A 15,607-nucleotide genomic window follows, 5' to 3' on the forward strand; every position below is an offset into this window, starting at 1 on the left:
GCTTCCGATCTCAGCCGATTCCCTGCTTTTCCATGCACGACCGCTTCCTCGACGACATCCGCCGCAACCCGAACAACCGCGCCATCCTCGAGCGCTGGGATGCGTTGGCCTTGCCCGACGGCTGGCTGGTCGCGGGTTGCCTGTTCCAGACCGTCTGGAACCTGCGCTCGGGCGACGCGCCGGAAGCGCGGATCAAGGACTACGACCTGTTCTACTTCGATGCCGAGGACCTGAGCCAGGCCGGCGAGGCGCGCGTGCAGGCGCGTGCCGATGCGCTGCTCGGCGACCTCGGCATCGAGGTCGAGGTGGCGAACCAGGCGCGCGTGCATCTCTGGTACGAGTCGCACTTCGGCGAGCGCTACGACGCATTGCACAGCGCGCGCGACGGCATCGACCGCTTCCTCGTGCCCGCCACCTGCGTCGGCGTGCGGCCCGGCGAGCTCTATGCGCCGAACGGCCTGGAACTGCTGTACGAGGGCGTGCTCACGATCAATCCGCTGGTGCCGCACCGCGAACTGTTCGAGCGCAAGGCGGCCTCGTACCTCGCACGCTGGCCTTGGCTTCGCATCGAGCCCTGAGCGATGCGCTAACATGCGGCCCGCGGTTGCAAGCCGCGCCCGGGCCCGCGGGAAGGGTTGAACCCACTTGCCTTCGCACGCTGAGCAACCAGCAGTCCTTTGTGCAGCCGAATTTGCGGGTCTTCGGCGTCGATGCACGGAGGTTCCTGTGAAGCGCATCCCCCCCCGGCCCGACCTGGGCCATCTCAAGAAGCAAGCCAAGACGCTGCTGTCGTCCTACCGCCAGGGCGACGCGGCGGCCATCGCGCGGTTTCGCGCGCACCTGCCGGCCGCGGCCGCGAGGAGCGACGCGGCCATTGCCGCGATGGACCTGCGATTGCACGACGCGCAGTCGTGCATCGCGCGCGAATACGGCTTCGTCTCCTGGACCGACCTGCAGGGCTTCGTGCTCGCGCGCCAGGCCGCCGTGGCCGATCCCGCGAGGGCGCTGCGGCACTGGCTGGCCCTGGTCTATGCGGGCGACGTGGCCGGCGGCAACAACGCAGCGCGGCCCGCGGTGGCCGAGCGATTGCTCGCCGAGACGCCGCGGTTGCTCGGCGACGATCCCTGGCTGGCCTGCGCCGTCGGCGACGAGGCCGCGTTGCGCGCCGCGATCGCGCGCGATCCCTCGTGGGTGCATCGCGCGGGCGGGCCGCTGAAGCTGCCGCCGCTGGTGGCCGTCACGCACTCGGCCTTCCTGCAATTGCCGGCCTACCGCGAACGCATGCGCGCCTGCGTGCGCCTGCTGCTCGAGGCCGGCGCGGATGCCGACCAGTCCATCGGCAACCGCTGGCCGCCCGCCTCGCTGGCCGCGCCGAACGAGGACGAGCGTCTCACGGCGCTGTACGGCGCGGCCGGCCAGCAACGCGATCCGCAAACCACGCGGCTGCTGCTCGATGCCGGCGCCGATCCCGACGACAACGAGTCGCTCTACCACTCGCTCGAGAACCGCGCCTGCACCGCGCTGCTGCTCGCGGCGGGCGCGCGCGTGACCGGCACCAACGCGCTCTACCGCGTGCTCGACCTCGACGATGTCGAGGCGCTGAAGCTGTTGCTCGCGCATGGCGGCGATCCCAATGAGAGCGCCGGCAGCGCGCCTACCAATGAGTGGGGCACGCCGTTGCTGTGGGCGATTCGCCGTCGCCGTTCGCCGGCCCACATCGAGGCCCTGCTGGCCGCGGGTGCCGATACCTCGGCGCGCACGCGCGAGGGCATCGATGCGCGCACGCTGGCGTTGCGCTTCGGGCTGGTGGAGGTGGCGCGCCTGCTCGAAGGCACCGGTGGCGAGGCACAGGACGCGCCGCAGGAAGCTTTCATCGCGGCCTGCGCGCGCGCCGACGAACCGGCCGCCCGCGCGCTGCAGGCCGCGCATCCCGGCCTCGTCGACACGCTGTCGGAATCGCAGCTTCGCCTCCTGTCCGAACTCGCGGCGCAGGAAGGCTGCGGCGATGCGGTGCGGACCATGGTGCGCTGCGGCTGGCCGATCGCCGCGCGCGGCGGCGACTGGGATGCCTCGGCGCTGAACCAGGCCGTGTTCCGTGGCGATGCCGCGCTCGCGCGCTTTCTGCTCGAGCACGGCGCGAGCTGGACCGAGAAGCACGGCTATGGCGACAACGCCATCGGCTCGCTGTCATGGGCCTCGTACAACCAGCCCGTCGAGGGCGGCGATTGGCTGGGTTGCGCCGAGGCCCTGGTCGCGCATGGCATGCCGACCGCGCAACCCGATCCGGCCAGTGCCGATACGGTGCTGATCGACGGGACGCGCAAGGCATTCTCGGAAGAGGTCACGGAATTTCTGCTCGCCGCGACGCCCGGATGAGTGACGGAGATCGGGAACGAGATGGCCCTTTCCGAAAGAGCGGCTATTAGAAAATTCTTACACCCGATAGCTCGCTGAAATAGATTTCGCGTGCGAATGCCAGAGGCAATTGCACGCAATTTCACCGGAATCCGTAGCTATACGTTTGTCCTCATCGAAGGCGCGAGCCAGCGGTATTCGAAGGGCCGTTGCAAGAAAAAGTAAGGTGCAAATCCAATATCGGAAATCGACACTGCGATTCCCCAATTGGGGTCAACTCAAAGGAGATTCGTGATGTCGACTAAACCTGGCTTCTACACAATCATCTCGTTTGTCGGTGGCGGTATCCGTGGTCTGCTCTCGGCCACCATCCTGCAGCGCCTGTACAACGCCGACACGGCGCTGCTGGACCAGACCAAGATGTTCGCGGGCTGCTCGACCGGCGCGATCATCAGCAGCGAATTGCTGGCGGGCAAGAAGCCCGAGCATCTGATCAAGCTGTTCACCGGCAAGGAATTGAGTTTCTACAACGCCATGAATCCCGATCCGAGAAAGCCCGCCTACTCGATCGACGAGGTGCTGGCCAGCCAGGAGGAGCTCCATGGCACGACACCGATCGCCAATGCGCGGCACGACGTGCTGCTCGTCTCGTTCAATGTCGGCGGCGTCGAGCCGGACCAGCATGACGGCAAGATGATGCCCACCCCGTGGAAGCCGATGATGTTCACCAACATGCTCGGCACGGAGCGGGACAGGCTCGACGGCCTCGAGGGCAATGCCGAGACCCTGATCGCGCATGCGGCGACCTCGAGCGGCGCCATGCCGGGGCAGCTCGGCTCGATGAACGGCAATGTCGATGGCGCCTTCTTCAACCACGACCCCACGGTCGCCGCGATCGCCCTCGCGGTGCGCAACGGCTATACGCTCGACCAGATCGCCGCGATCACGATCGGAACCGGCTACATGCCCTACTGGCTGCAGAGCGATACCCACGACTGGGGCGCCTCGCAGTGGATGAATGGCGACGGCAACCCCTTCGACAACATCACGCCCTTCCTCATGAACCAGAAGGGCGCGTCGCCGGTGCTGGACATGAGCCTCAACGGGACTTCCACGGAGCTCATGCCGAACATCGCCAAGATGCTGCTGGGCGACCGCTACGTGAACCTCAATCCGAGGCTGCCGTGCTTCATTCCCGAGAACTCGACCAACGACCAGGCGCTCTCGCTGCTGCAGCGCCATGGCAACAGCGTGGACATCACGGGCGCGCTGGCGCTGATCGATGCCTACTGGAAGCGGGACGTGGTGGCGTCAGGCCCGGCCGTGGGCCGCTCTTCGTCGGCGCCCGCGAAGACGGCGGCGCAGAAGGCCAGCCACATCGATCCGCTGAAGACGGAGTTCTTCATCCGCCACAAGGGCAACATCGTTCGCGTGCTCGACATCAAGGACGCATCGAGTGCGTCCGGGGCGCAGGTCATCGCCTACAGCCGGAAACCCATGACGGACCCGAGCGTGAAGAACCAGCTCTGGAAGTTCGTGCCCTCCACCGAAAAGGACTGGTGGTACCTGGAGACGGCGATGGGAACGGGCTTCGTCATGACGTTGTCGGGCGGCGATACCGGCGTCGCGCCGAAGCTGATCGTCCAGGCGCGCCAGGACGCCGCACGGGACCGCCAGCTCTGGAGCCTGGTGTCGACCGAGGAGCTCGGCTACTTCTTCATCCAGAACAAGGCCGCGCCCGCCGACGTGCCGAGCGTGAATCCGGACTCGTACGTGCCCATCTGCATCGGCGTCGAGATCGACCACACCGAGGACTGCTACGGGGTGCCGCTGGACTACGAGCACGACACGCCGATGGCGTTCTGCTTCCTGCCGCCGGGCGACCAGCAGCTGTCGGCCGCTCGCTAGCGCGAGCGGGGTGCTGGCGGGTTCAGCCCTCCAGCACCTGCCGCACCTTCACCGCCAGCGCCTCCAGCGTGAACGGCTTGCCGATCAGCTCCACCCCCGCGTCGAGCACCCCGTTGTGCACCACCGCGTTGCGCGTGTAGCCGGTGGTGAACAGGATCTTCACCGCGGGCCAGCGGCGGCGCACTTCCTCGGCGAGCCTGGCGCCGTTGACCTCGGGCATGACGACGTCGGTGAACAGCAGCGCGATCTCGGGATGGGCCTCGAGCTGGCGCAGGGCGGCGGCGGCACCGTCGGCCTCGAGCACGCGGTAGCCGAGCTCGGTCAGCGCGTCGACGCTGAACTGCCGCACGGCCGGCTCGTCCTCCACCACCAGCACCACCTCCTGCATCTCGCCGAGCGGCACCTCGTCGGCGCGCTCGGCATCGGGATCGTCCGCGCCGGCGCCGGCGAAGCGCGGCAGGTAGACCTTGACGGTGGTGCCGTGGCCCACCTCCGAATAGATCTTGACGTGGCCGCCGGTCTGCTTGACGAAGCCGTAGACCTGGCTCAGGCCGAGGCCGGTGCCCTTGCCGACGCCCTTGGTGGTGAAGAAGGGGTCGAAGGCCTTGGCGATGACCTCCTCGCTCATGCCCATGCCGGTGTCGGTCACGGCGATCATCACGTACTGCCCCGAGGGCACGCCCAGGTGGGTGGTCGCATAGTGGCCGTCGAGGTGGGCGTTCTGGGTCTCGATGGTGAGGCGGCCGCCCTCGGGCATGGCGTCGCGCGCGTTCACCGCGAGGTTGAGGATGACGTTCTCGAGCTGGTTCGGGTCGGCGTGCGCGCGCCACAGGCCGCCGGCCAGCACGGTCTCGAGCTGAACCTCGGCGCCGAGCGCGCGGCGCAGCAGGTCGGACATGCCGGCCACCAGCTTGTTGGCGTCGATGGCCTCGGGCCGCAGCGGCTGCTGGCGCGAGAAGGCGAGCAGCCGCTGCGTCAGCACGGCGGCGCGGCGCGCGCCGTCCATGGCCGATTCGGTGTAGCGCTGGGCGCGCGGGTCGCTGTCGCCCATGCGGCGCTTGAGCAGCTCGAGCGAGCCCATGACCACGGCCAGCATGTTGTTGAAGTCGTGCGCGATGCCGCCGGTGAGCTGGCCCACGGCCTCCATCTTCTGCGACTGGTGCAGCCGCTCGTGCGCGAGCTCGAGCTCGGCGGTGCGCGCCTTCACGCGCTCCTCGAGCTGGGTGTTGGCATGCTGCACGGCATCGAACAGCCGCGCGTTGTCGATCGCGATCGCGGCCTGCGCGGCCAGGCCGACCATCACGCGCTCCGAGCGCTCGCTGAACATGCCGGTCTGCACATGGCCGAAGAACAGCCCGCCGATGACCTCGCCCGAGCGCGAGACCACCGGCACCGCGAGGTAGCTGCGCACTGGCAGGTGGCCGCGGGGCATGCCCTTGTTGGGCGGGTTCTGCGCATAGCGCGGGTCCGCGAGGATGTCGTCCGAGCGGATCACGCCCTCGCCGCGGAAGGTGGGCGCGAAGACGGGCGTGGCGCGCGGCATGCCGAAGTTCTCGAAGGCAGCGCGGTCGGCGCCCGAGAGCGAATAGAGCATGTAGCGCTCGCCGGCCTCGTCGAGCACGTTGTAGAAGAAGGCGCCGAAGCTCGCGCCCGTGAGCTCCACGCCCGCATCGACCACGTGCTGCACCAGCTTCTGCAGGTCGAGCTCGGCCGCGATCTGCGCGCCGGTGGCGTTGATGATCTCCAGCGTCTGGGTCTCCATCGCGAGCCGGTCGCGGCTGTCGCGCAGCCGCGCCTCGACGCGCGCGCGCTCGGCCGCGTCCCAGGTGCGCTCGGCGGTCAACTCGGCCAGTTCGATCTCGTTGGGCATCCACGGCCTGGGCGCGGCTTCGTGCAGGTAGAAGACAGCCCGCAGCGCGCCCGCGCGCAGCAGCGGCACCACGACCAGCGCGCGCGTGCCGATGCTCTCCCAGGTGTCGGCATACGCGCCGCCCGCGCGCGCATCGGCGCGGAAGTCCGCGATGACGAGGGTGCGCCCGGCCTTGAGCTCGGCCACCACCTCGGGGCCGAAGCCGTCGAGCACGCGCGATTCGCCCGCGAGGCTGGGCAGGGCGCCGGCGCTCCAGTCGCGCGCCACGGTCACGTTCTTCTGCGTGGCATCGACCACGCCATAACCCGCGCGCCCCACCGCGAGGTGGCGGCCCAGCAGCTCGGCGGCGGCGCTTGTCACCGCCACCGGGTCGGCGAGGTCGCGCACCGTGTCGCTGAGCTTGAGCAGGAAGCGCTCGCGCTCCTCCACCGATTTGCGCTCCGAGATGTCGCGGTAGAAGATCGCGAGCCCGTCGCCCGAGGGGTAGGCGCGCATCTCGATCCAGGCGCTGCGGCCGCTGGGCCAGGTGTAGAAGTGCTCGATCTCGACGCGCCGGCGCTCGCCCATCGCCTGGCGATAGAGCCGGCCGAAGGCGCTCTCGAAGGTGCCGGGCCAGGCCTCCCACAGGGTGCGACCGATGATCTCCTCGCGCGAGCGCGTCTCCAGCCGCATGCCCTCGGCGTTGATGGCCAGCACGCGGTAGCCGGCATCGACCAGCACGAAGCCCTCGGCCATGCCCTCGAGCACGCCGCTGGCGCGCGCTTCGCTCTCGCGCAGCGCGGCTTCGGCGCGGATGCGCTCGGTGGTCTCGATGACGATCGCCAGCACGCCGGCGGGGCGGCCGCTCTCGTCGAGCACCGGCGAGTAGTCGAGGTTCATCCACACCGGCTCGGGCTTGCCGTGACGGTGCAGCACCAGCTCTTGGTCCTTGAAGGCCAGGGTGCCGCCCGCCAGGCCGACCTTCATCACGTGGTCGTTGAAGTCCGCCACCTCGGGCCAGCCCTGGCGCACCTCGGAGCCCAGCAGCTGCGGATGGCGGCCGCCCGCGAACACCGAGTAGGCGTCGTTGTAGATCATGAAGCCGGGCTCGCCCCACAGCATCACGATCGGCACCGGCGAGCGCAGCAGCAGGCTGGTCGCGGTCCGCAGGCTCTGCGGCCAGGTGGCGATCGGCCCGAGCGAGGTGCGCTCCCAGGGGAAGTCGCGCACCAGGCGGCCCAGCTCGCCGCCGCCCTCGAGGAAGGCCAGGTGCGTGCGTTCTCCTTCGTCGCCCGTTCGCTGCGTGTTGCCGGAACCGTCCACCATTGCCTGCGCCTTTCGTGGGCGAGCCGCAGCCTCGCCGTCGCCGCCGCCTCGCCGGGCGGAATTGCCGGCAAATATAGAGGGGCGCGGTGCCGGCGGGAAGTCAGCGGGTTTCAGGCCCGGCCGAGGGCGGACGCTGACAGGACGGGAGCCTGTCCGCCACGCGCGCCGTTCAGCGCTGCGACTTGCGCAATCGGTGGATCAGGAACGCCTCGAGCAATTCGGCCGCCTTGCGCCCCGGCAGCGGCGCGGTGGCCAGCCAGGCCTCGGACTCGGGCAGCGCGGGCAGGCCTTCCTTGGCGCCGAGGATGCGCAGCCGCTTGGAGATCGTGGCCTCGCGGAACACGCCCACCGCGATGCCGGCGCGCACCGCGGCCTCGAGGCCGGTGACCGTGGTGCTGGTGTAGGCGATGCGCCAGGGGATGCCGGCGCGGTCGAGCGCGTGGGTGGCCCAGTCGCGCAGCATCGCGCCCTCGGGATTGAGCGCCAGCGGCAACGGCCGCTGCAGGTGCGTCGACGAGCCCGGCGCGGCGGCCCAGACGATGCGCGACTTCGACAGCGGCAGCCCCTCGCCCGAGCCGACCGGGCCGATGCCGATGACCATGTCGTAGCGCGCGCCCAGCTCGGCATGCATCAGCGACGACACGCCATGCTGCAGCTCGACGTGGATGCGCGGATGCAGCCGGCAGAACTCGGCGATCAGCGCCGGCAGCACGCGCGTGGCGTAGTGCTCGATCGATCCCAGGCGCACGCTGCCCGAGACCTCCTGCGCATCGACGTCGCGAAACAGCTGGTCGTTGAGCCGCAGCATCTGGCGCGCCAGCGGCAGCAGCTGCAGGCCCTCGGCGGTGGGTACCAGCTTGCGGCTGCCGCGCTCCACCAGCTGCACGCCGAGCTGCTCCTCGAGCCGGCGCATCTGCATGCTGACCGCCGACTGCGTGCGCGACAGCGCCTTGGCCGCGGTGGTGAAGCTGCCGATGCGCACCAGCGTGTCGAACACGCGCAGCAGGTCGATGTCGGCCGTGTGGCTGCGCGGGGCGGGGGTGTTCGGGGTCGGCATGGGGCCTCGATTCAATCACGGAACGTGATGAAAGCGATCATCAAACATCACGTTCCGAGTTGAATCGCGGGTCAAGAATGAGGCCTCACGGGACCTCATGAGCCCGAACAGGAGACCGCATCCATGCATCACCCCCCGTCTTTCTCGCCGCCGCGGCGGCGCCTGCTGCAGGGCGCGCTCGCGGCCTCGGTCGTGCCCGCCTGGGTGCGGCCGGCGCGGGCCGCGGCGCCCTGGCCGCAGAAGCCCGTGCGCCTGGTCGTCGGCTTTCCGCCGGGCTCCTCGCCCGACGCCCTGGCGCGCACCGTCGCCGATCCGCTGGCGCAGGCGCTGGGCCAGGCGGTGATCGTCGAGAACAAGGTCGGCGCCGCGGGCACCATCGGCGTGACGGCGGTGGCCCGGGCTACCGATGGCCACACCATCGGCCTGACCGGCAACGGCCCGCTGACCACCGCCAAGCTGCTGAACCCCGCCGTGCCCTACGACGTGGCGCGCGACCTGCGGCCGATCTCGCTGGTGGGCAGCAGCCCCTTCGTGCTGGCCGGCAGCACCGACATCCCCGCCACCGACCTGCGCGGCCTTCTGGCCCATGCCCGCTCGCGTGGCGACCGGCTCAGCTACGGCTCGGTCGGGCCGGGCTCGGGCTCGCACCTGGCGATGGAACTGCTCAAGACGCTGAGCGGCATCCAGGCGGTGCACGTGCCGTTTCCGGGCTTCCCGCAGGTGGCGACCGCGTTGATGGGGCAGCAGATCGACCTGTCGTTCATGATCCCGTCGATCGCCGTGCCGCAGGCGCGCAACGGGCGGCTGCGGCTCTATGGCGTCAGCACCGCGGCGCCGTTCCCGGCCTTCGCGGACCTGCCGCCGCTGCGGTCGGCGCTGGCGGCCGGCCAGTCCTTCGACGTGGCCTCGTGGAACGCGATCTTCGGCCCCGCGAGCCTGCCGGCGCCGGTGGTGCAGCGGCTGTCGGAAGAGATCGCGCGCATCCTGAAGGCGCCCGAGGTGCGGCAGCGCCTGTTCGACCAGGGCTGGCAGGCGCTGGGCACCGCGCCCGAGGCGCTGACGCGCACCATCGCCCAGGACACGGCGATGTGGGGCGGCGTGATCCAGCGCACCGGCGTGCGCAGCGAATGAGGGGCCGCGCATGAAACGCCGACACCTCCTCTCGGGCGCGGCCGGCATCGCCGGCGCCGGGCTCGCATCGGCCGCCCTCGCGCAGCCGGCGCGCGCGGCGCAGCCCTCGACCTTCGTGCTCGTGCACGGCGCCTGGCATGGCGGCTGGTGCTGGTCGCGCGTGGCGGCACGGCTGCGCGAACGCGGCCACGCGGTGTACACGCCCACGCTCACCGGCCTCGGCGAGCGGCGCCACCTGATCTCGCCGCAGGTCAACCTCGACACGCACGTGGAAGACGTCGTCAACCTGCTGCAGTTCGAGGAGCTCGAGCGCGTGGTGCTGGTGGGCCACAGCTACGCGGGCATCGTGATCTCGGGTGTGGCCGACCGCGTGCCGCAGCGGCTGCGCCAGCTCGTCTACCTCGATGCCTTGCTGCTCGAGCCCGGCAAGAGCCTGTTCTCGGACTTCCCGCCGGCCGTGGTCGAGCAGCGCCTCAAGGCCATCCGCGAGACGGGCGGCGGCGTGGGCGCGGCCGCCGCGCTGCCACCCGCGGCCTTCGGCGTGAAGGACCCGGCCGATGCGGCCTGGGTCGCGCGCCACCTCACGCCGCAGCCCGTGGGCACCTACCTGCAGCCGCTGCTGCTGAAGGCACCGCTGGGCAACGGCCTGCCCAAGACCTACATCGAGTGCACGGGCGACCCGATCGCCACGCTCGAACCCACCAAGGCGCGCGTGCGCGCCGATGCCGACTGGCAACTGCGCACGCTGGCCACCGGGCACGACGCCATGGTCACCGCACCCGCGGCGCTGACCGAACTGCTGACCGATCTCGCGGCCCCGGCCGCTTCGTCCTCCTGATTGACCTGAATGAAAGCCTCGCGATGGGAACCCTGACCCCCGAAGAACGCCATTTTTTCCGCTCCGACGTGCATGCGCGCCAGGGCGAGCGCCGCACGCGCCAGCCGCACGGCCACATCACCGAGCCGGCGCGCCAGGTGCCGGTGCACGAGCGCTGCGACGTGCTGGTGCTTGGCGGCGGCCCGTCGGGCGTGGCGGCCGCCGTGGCGGCGGCACGCAGCGGCGCGCGCACCGTGCTGCTCGAGCGCTACAACCACCTGGGCGGCCTGTCGACCGGCGGCCTCGTGATCTGGATCGACCGCATGACCGACTGGTCGGGCCGGCACGTGATCCAGGGCCTGGCGGCCGAGTTCATGGACCGCCTGGGTCGCGAGGCCGTGGCGGGCCCGCCGCGCGAGGACTGGGGTTCGCGCGACGCCGCCAAGGCCGAGCACTGGTCGCTGCGCACCGCGGCCTTCCATGGCGTGGTCACCCATTCGCCGACCATCGACCCCGAGATGCTCAAGGGCGTGTACCACCAGATGGTGCGCGAGGCCGGCGTCGACCTGATCCTGCATGGCTGGATGGTCGCGCCGATCGCCGAGGCCGGGCGCGTGACCGGCGCCGTGTTCGAGAGCAAGCAGGGCCGGCGCGCCATCCTCGCGCGCGTGGTGGTCGACACCACGGGCGAGGGCGACCTCTACGCCGCCGCGGGCGCGGCCTTCTCGTCCGACATCGACGCACACGACATCCACCACTGCATCAACACCTCGTGGCTGTTCGCGGGCGTCGACATGCGGCGCTGGCTCGACTTCCGCGCGCACCAGCCGCGGGCCTACTCGGCGCTGCTGGCGCGGGGGCGCGAGACGCTGGGCAGCTTCGAGAAGCCCATCGTCTCCTGGCGCGACGACGTCGCCACCTTCCTCGGTCCGCGCAAGTCGGGCTTCAGCGCGCTCGACGTCGACGAGATGACGCAGGTCGAATGGGAGTCGCGCCGCAGCATGGCCGAGCACCTGGCTTTCTACCGCGCGCATGCGCCGGGCTTCGAGCAGGCCTGGACTATGCTGATGGCGCCGCAGATCGGCACCCGGCATGGCCGGCGGCTCGCGGGCGTCAAGAGCGTGCGGCGCGCGGACTGGGACGCGGGCGCGGTCGAGGCCGACGAGATCGGCATCAGCCCCAGCCCCTCGCCGAAGTTTCCGAACATCTCGGTGCCCTACGGCGCGCTGGTGCCCGAGCGGCTCGATGGCGTGCTCGCCGCGGGCAAGCACATCTCGTGCGACACCAACTCGCACGGCTTCATGCGCGAGATCCCGCAATGCTGGCTCACGGGACAGGCGGCCGGCACCGCGGCCGCGCTGGCGGCCGAAGCGGGCGTGCTGCCGCGCGAGGTCGACGTGGGCCGGCTGCAGGCGTTGCTGATCGCACAGGGCGTGCCGCTGCGGCAGACCGCACCGGTGGCAACGGAAGCGCAGGCGACCGCATGAGCTTCCGGCTCGCACTGGCCCATCTCGGCATGCTCGATGCGACGCCGCCGCGGCTGGTCGAGGCCGCGCATGCGGCGGGCTTCGCGGGTGTCGGCATCCGCTTGCTGCCCGCGCGCCTCGGCGAGGCGCCGTTCCCGATGGCCGTGGGCGGCGCGATGCTGCGCGAAACGCTGGCGCGGCTGAGCGACCTGGGCATGGCGGTGCACGACATCGAGATCGCGCGCATCAAGCCGGACTTCGACGCCGCGGCCCTGGCCGGCGTGATGGAGTCGGCGCAGGCGCTGGGCGCGCGCTGCCTCATGGTCAATGTCGACGATGCCGACCTCGCGCGCGCCGCCGACGGCATCGCCGCGCTGGCCGAACGGGCGCGGCCGCACGGGCTGTCGCTCGGCGTCGAGTTCATGGTCTACACCGCCGCGCGCAGCCTGGCCGATGCGCAGCGGCTGGTGGCCGCGGTGCCGGCGTCCGATGCACGCATCGTGGTCGATGCCTTGCACTTCTGCCGTGCCGGCTGCCAGCCTGCGCAGATGCATGCCGAGCGCATCGACCACGGCTTCATGCAGATCAACGACGCGCCCGCGCAGCGCCACCCGGGCCTCTCGCCCGCCGAGGAAGGCCGGGCCCACCGGCTGTTTCCGGGCGAGGGCGCGCTGCCGCTGGCCGCGCTGCTCGCCTCCCTGGCCGGCGATGCGCTGCTGTCGGTCGAGGCGCCCAGCGCCATCCGCATGGCCACGATGGATCCGCAGGCGCGCGCCGCGGCCGCCTATCGCGCCACCACGTCATTCCTGCAACGAAACGGCTTCGCCCATGCCTGACAACACCCTCGACTGGAACGGCCTCAAGCTCGACGGCAGCACCGCCGTGCTCGGCATCATCGGCGACCCGATCGCGCAGGTGAAGGCGCCGCTGCTGCTGACGCAGTGCCTGCAGCGGCGCGGCCTCAACGCCGTGCTGGTGCCGCTGCACGTGCACGCCGACGACTTGGCGCCGTTGCTTCACAGCCTGCACGCCGTACGCAACCTCGCGGGCATCGTCGTCACCGTGCCGCACAAGCAGCAGGTGGCGGCATTGCCGATCGAGCTGATGCGCGCGGCGCGCGAAGCGCGCGCCGTGAACGTGCTGCGCCGCCATGGCCAGGGCTGGCAGGGCGAGCTGCTCGATGGCGCCGGTTTTCTCGCGGGCCTGGTGCGCAACGGCTTCGAGGTGCGGGGCCGCAGCGTCGGCCTCGCGGGCGCCGGTGGCGCGGGCAATGCGATCGCCTTCGCGCTCGCCGCCGCGGGTGCCGCCTCCATCGACATCCGCGATGCCGACGACGCGAAGCGCGTCGATCTCGTCGCGCGACTGCGCGCGCTCGGCTGCAACGCCGGCGCATGGGATGGCGAGAGCCCGCGCGACCTGCTCGTCAACGCCACGCCCGCCGGCATGCGCGCGGACGATCCGCTGCCGATCGCGCCCTCGGCGATCCGCGCGGGCCAGGCGGTGGCCGACGTGATCATGGAGCCGCCCACCACCGCGCTGCTCGCGCTCGCCGAATCCATGGGCGCGCGCATCGTCCATGGCCGCCACATGATGAACGAGCAGCTCGAGGCCATGGCCGATTTCTTCGCCGAGGTGCTGCGATGAGTGCGGCTTTCTTCCCCGGTTTCGAGGCGCGCTCCATCGAACTCGGCGATGCGCGGATCCACGTCGAAGTCGGCGGCAGCGGACCACCGCTGCTGCTCTTGCATGGCTACCCGCAGACGCATGTGGCCTGGCACCGCGTCGCTCCCGTGCTGGCGCGGCACTTCACCGTGGTCGCGCCCGACCTGCGCGGCTATGGCGACAGCACCGGGCCCGCCGGCGATCCGCTGCATCTGAACCACTGCAAGCGCACGCTGGCCGCCGACAAGCTCGCGCTGATGCGCGCGCTGGGCTTCGAGCGCTTCGCCGTCATGGCCCACGACCGCGGCGCGCGCGTGGGCTACCGGCTCGCGCTTGACACGCCGGAAGCCGTGCGCTGCTTCGTCTCGCTCACCGTGATCCCCACCGAGGAGATGTGGAAGCGCGCCGGCATGGCCTTCGGGCTCAAGGCCTTCCACTGGTACCTGTTCGCGCAGCCCTTCGACCTGCCCGAGCGCATGCTGCGCGCCGATCCCGCCTACTACCTCGACTGGACCCTGCGCAACATGGTGCAGAAGGTCGACGCCGTCACGCCCGAGGCGCTGGCCGAATACCACCGCGCCTTCGCGAAGGAGTCGGTGCGCCACGCGATGCTCGAGGACTACCGCGCCGCCGCCTCGATCGACCTGCAGCACGACCGCGAGGACCTCGCGGCCGGACGTCGCCTGGCCTGCCCGGTGCAGGTGCTGTGGAGCGCGTCGAACACCGCGCGGCCCGATCCGGCCGAAGTCTGGAAGACCTGGGCCGACACGGTGGAGGGCGGCACCGTCGACTGCGGCCACCTGATGGCCGAGGAGGCGCCCGACGAGGTGTTGGCACACGTGCTGCCGTTCCTGCGGCGCCATGCCTGAATTGCCGTACCCGGATTCACGAAGGAGAAGAAGACCATGAGAGACAGAACCCTGCGTTCGCGCCTGCTGGCGCCGCTGTGCATCGCGCTGGCGCTGCTGCAGTCCACCCTTGCGCACGCGCAACCCCAACCACCCGTGCGCCTGAGCGGCCTGCAGGACGCGGCGCTGACTCGCCAGCAGGAGTTCTTTCCATCGACCGCGTTCGAGACCGTGCATGCGGGCGGCTGCGGCGTGATGGAGGGCATCGCCACCGCATCGGATGGCAGCGTCTATTTCACCGAGATCACGCGCTCGGTCGGCTGCAGCGACGCCAGGGGCGTGCAGGGCGGCCGCATCTGGATGATTCCGCCGGGCGGCCGGCCGCGCGTGTTCCGCGAGCCCAGCAACATGGCGGCGGGCCTGGCCATCGATGCGCAGGACCGCCTGGTGGCGGCCGAGGGTGCCGACTTCGGCGGTCGCCGCGTGTCGGTGACCGATCTGCGCAGCGGTGACTACCGCGTGGTCGCCTACTTCCACGACAACCGGCAGCTCAATGCGCCCAACGACGTGGCCATCGACCGCGCGGGCCGTATCTATTTCTCCGACCTGCGGCTGTTCGGCCCCGAGACCATCGAGCAGCGCATCCATGCCGTCTACCGCCTCGACCCGCCGGTCGCGGGCAGCGGCGCCAAGGGCCTGTGGCCCATCGCCCGCATCCTCGGCGACAACGCCAAGGTCAACGGCGTCGAACTCTCGCCCGACGGGCGCACGCTCTACGCGGGCCTGTGCGACCCCGGCAGCAACGCGCTCGGCGAGCAGGGCCCGGCCCCGCTCGACCGCACCGGCTCGGGCGGCCTGCTGGCCTATGCGCTCGATGCCGAGGGCAATCCTGGCGCGCCGCGCGTGCTGCTCGACCTCGAGAAGGCCGGCTGCGTCGACGGCATGGCCACCGACACCGAGGGCAACGTCTACCTCGCGCTGCCGTCCTCGCCCGGCGGGCCGGGCCTCTACGTGCTCACGCCCGCGGGCCAGCTGGTGGCGCGGCTCGTGCTGCCGAACCGCGAGAGCCCGGTGAACGTGGGCTTCGGCCGCGGCGCCGAGGCGAACATGCTCTACGTGGCGACCGTGGGCGTGGGCAAGGTGTACCGGCTGCGCGTGGGCAAGAGCGGAGCTGCACCCGCGCCCTGA

Annotated in this window: 12 protein-coding genes; 10 read left to right on the forward strand and 2 right to left on the reverse strand. The window is 70.9% G+C overall.

Features of this window, described 5'->3' with window-relative positions; all coding sequences use genetic code 11:
- The first annotated feature begins 32 nt into the window (after nt 1-32).
- From ACODT0_RS00745 to ACODT0_RS00755, 3 genes are all read left to right on the forward strand, one after another.
- Entirely contained in the window at nt 33-578 is a 546-nt protein-coding gene (locus ACODT0_RS00745) for a nucleotidyltransferase family protein (RefSeq protein WP_479669607.1), read from the forward strand.
- 148 nt (nt 579-726) lie between these two features.
- Nucleotides 727-2,376 (forward strand): ankyrin repeat domain-containing protein, encoded by a 1,650-nt coding sequence (locus tag ACODT0_RS00750; RefSeq protein ID WP_489040247.1) that lies wholly within the window; start codon nt 727-729, stop codon nt 2,374-2,376.
- A 273-nt stretch (nt 2,377-2,649) separates the two neighbouring features.
- A complete protein-coding gene (locus ACODT0_RS00755; RefSeq protein WP_064262136.1) occupies nt 2,650-4,263 on the forward strand; it encodes a patatin-like phospholipase family protein in 1,614 nt (537 codons plus the stop codon).
- Between the two features lie 22 nt (nt 4,264-4,285).
- Here ACODT0_RS00755 and ACODT0_RS00760 read toward each other — a convergent pair whose 3' ends face one another.
- The gene (locus ACODT0_RS00760) at nt 4,286-7,438 is read right to left on the reverse strand and encodes a PAS domain-containing protein (protein ID WP_489040248.1); all 3,153 of its coding nucleotides are present in this window, start codon (nt 7,436-7,438) and stop codon (nt 4,286-4,288) included.
- Nucleotides 7,439-7,607: 169 nt separating this feature from the next.
- Nucleotides 7,608-8,495 carry a LysR substrate-binding domain-containing protein gene (locus tag ACODT0_RS00765; protein ID WP_057589983.1) on the reverse strand — a complete coding sequence of 296 codons (888 nt, stop codon included), beginning with the start codon at nt 8,493-8,495 and terminating at the stop codon, nt 7,608-7,610.
- A 123-nt stretch (nt 8,496-8,618) separates the two neighbouring features.
- On the opposite strand from ACODT0_RS00765, the gene ACODT0_RS00770 reads away from it, so the two are divergent.
- Genes ACODT0_RS00770 through ACODT0_RS00800 form a run of 7 tightly spaced genes read left to right on the forward strand, consistent with a single transcriptional unit; the run spans nt 8,619 to nt 15,607 of the window.
- Complete coding sequence (locus ACODT0_RS00770) at nt 8,619-9,626, forward strand: Bug family tripartite tricarboxylate transporter substrate binding protein (protein WP_489040250.1); 1,008 nt, start codon at nt 8,619-8,621, stop codon at nt 9,624-9,626.
- A 10-nt stretch (nt 9,627-9,636) separates the two neighbouring features.
- Entirely contained in the window at nt 9,637-10,464 is an 828-nt protein-coding gene (locus ACODT0_RS00775) for an alpha/beta fold hydrolase (protein ID WP_489040251.1), read from the forward strand.
- Nucleotides 10,465-10,487: 23 nt separating this feature from the next.
- On the forward strand, nt 10,488-11,930 hold the full coding sequence (locus tag ACODT0_RS00780) for an FAD-dependent oxidoreductase (RefSeq protein ID WP_489040252.1): 1,443 nt from the start codon (nt 10,488-10,490) through the stop codon (nt 11,928-11,930).
- Nucleotides 11,927-12,745, forward strand: coding sequence for a sugar phosphate isomerase/epimerase family protein (locus ACODT0_RS00785; protein ID WP_489040253.1), 819 nt, complete (start codon nt 11,927-11,929; stop codon nt 12,743-12,745). Before ACODT0_RS00780 ends, ACODT0_RS00785 begins: the two co-directional genes overlap by 4 nt.
- Nucleotides 12,738-13,553, forward strand: coding sequence for a shikimate dehydrogenase family protein (locus ACODT0_RS00790; protein ID WP_489040254.1), 816 nt, complete (start codon nt 12,738-12,740; stop codon nt 13,551-13,553). Before ACODT0_RS00785 ends, ACODT0_RS00790 begins: the two co-directional genes overlap by 8 nt.
- The gene (locus tag ACODT0_RS00795; protein WP_489040255.1) at nt 13,550-14,440 is read left to right on the forward strand and encodes an alpha/beta fold hydrolase; all 891 of its coding nucleotides are present in this window, start codon (nt 13,550-13,552) and stop codon (nt 14,438-14,440) included. The genes ACODT0_RS00790 and ACODT0_RS00795 overlap by 4 nt, the downstream gene beginning before the upstream one ends.
- A gap of 36 nt (nt 14,441-14,476) precedes the next feature.
- Nucleotides 14,477-15,607 carry an SMP-30/gluconolactonase/LRE family protein gene (locus tag ACODT0_RS00800; RefSeq protein ID WP_489040256.1) on the forward strand — a complete coding sequence of 377 codons (1,131 nt, stop codon included), beginning with the start codon at nt 14,477-14,479 and terminating at the stop codon, nt 15,605-15,607.

Source organism: Variovorax sp. FG153 (assembly GCF_057809595.1).

What these genes read in the sequence shown, in the direction of transcription:
- ACODT0_RS00745 (WP_479669607.1), top strand. Translation starts at nt 33, where the DNA reads ATGCACGACCGCTTCCTCGACGACATCCGCCGCAACCCGAACAACCGC.
- ACODT0_RS00755 (WP_064262136.1), top strand. Translation starts at nt 2,650, where the DNA reads ATGTCGACTAAACCTGGCTTCTACACAATCATCTCGTTTGTCGGTGGC.
- ACODT0_RS00760 (WP_489040248.1), bottom strand. Translation starts at nt 7,438, where the DNA reads ATGGTGGACGGTTCCGGCAACACGCAGCGAACGGGCGACGAAGGAGAA.
- ACODT0_RS00765 (WP_057589983.1), bottom strand. Translation starts at nt 8,495, where the DNA reads ATGCCGACCCCGAACACCCCCGCCCCGCGCAGCCACACGGCCGACATC.
- ACODT0_RS00770 (WP_489040250.1), top strand. Translation starts at nt 8,619, where the DNA reads ATGCATCACCCCCCGTCTTTCTCGCCGCCGCGGCGGCGCCTGCTGCAG.
- ACODT0_RS00775 (WP_489040251.1), top strand. Translation starts at nt 9,637, where the DNA reads ATGAAACGCCGACACCTCCTCTCGGGCGCGGCCGGCATCGCCGGCGCC.
- ACODT0_RS00780 (WP_489040252.1), top strand. Translation starts at nt 10,488, where the DNA reads ATGGGAACCCTGACCCCCGAAGAACGCCATTTTTTCCGCTCCGACGTG.
- ACODT0_RS00785 (WP_489040253.1), top strand. Translation starts at nt 11,927, where the DNA reads ATGAGCTTCCGGCTCGCACTGGCCCATCTCGGCATGCTCGATGCGACG.
- ACODT0_RS00790 (WP_489040254.1), top strand. Translation starts at nt 12,738, where the DNA reads ATGCCTGACAACACCCTCGACTGGAACGGCCTCAAGCTCGACGGCAGC.
- ACODT0_RS00795 (WP_489040255.1), top strand. Translation starts at nt 13,550, where the DNA reads ATGAGTGCGGCTTTCTTCCCCGGTTTCGAGGCGCGCTCCATCGAACTC.
- ACODT0_RS00800 (WP_489040256.1), top strand. Translation starts at nt 14,477, where the DNA reads ATGAGAGACAGAACCCTGCGTTCGCGCCTGCTGGCGCCGCTGTGCATC.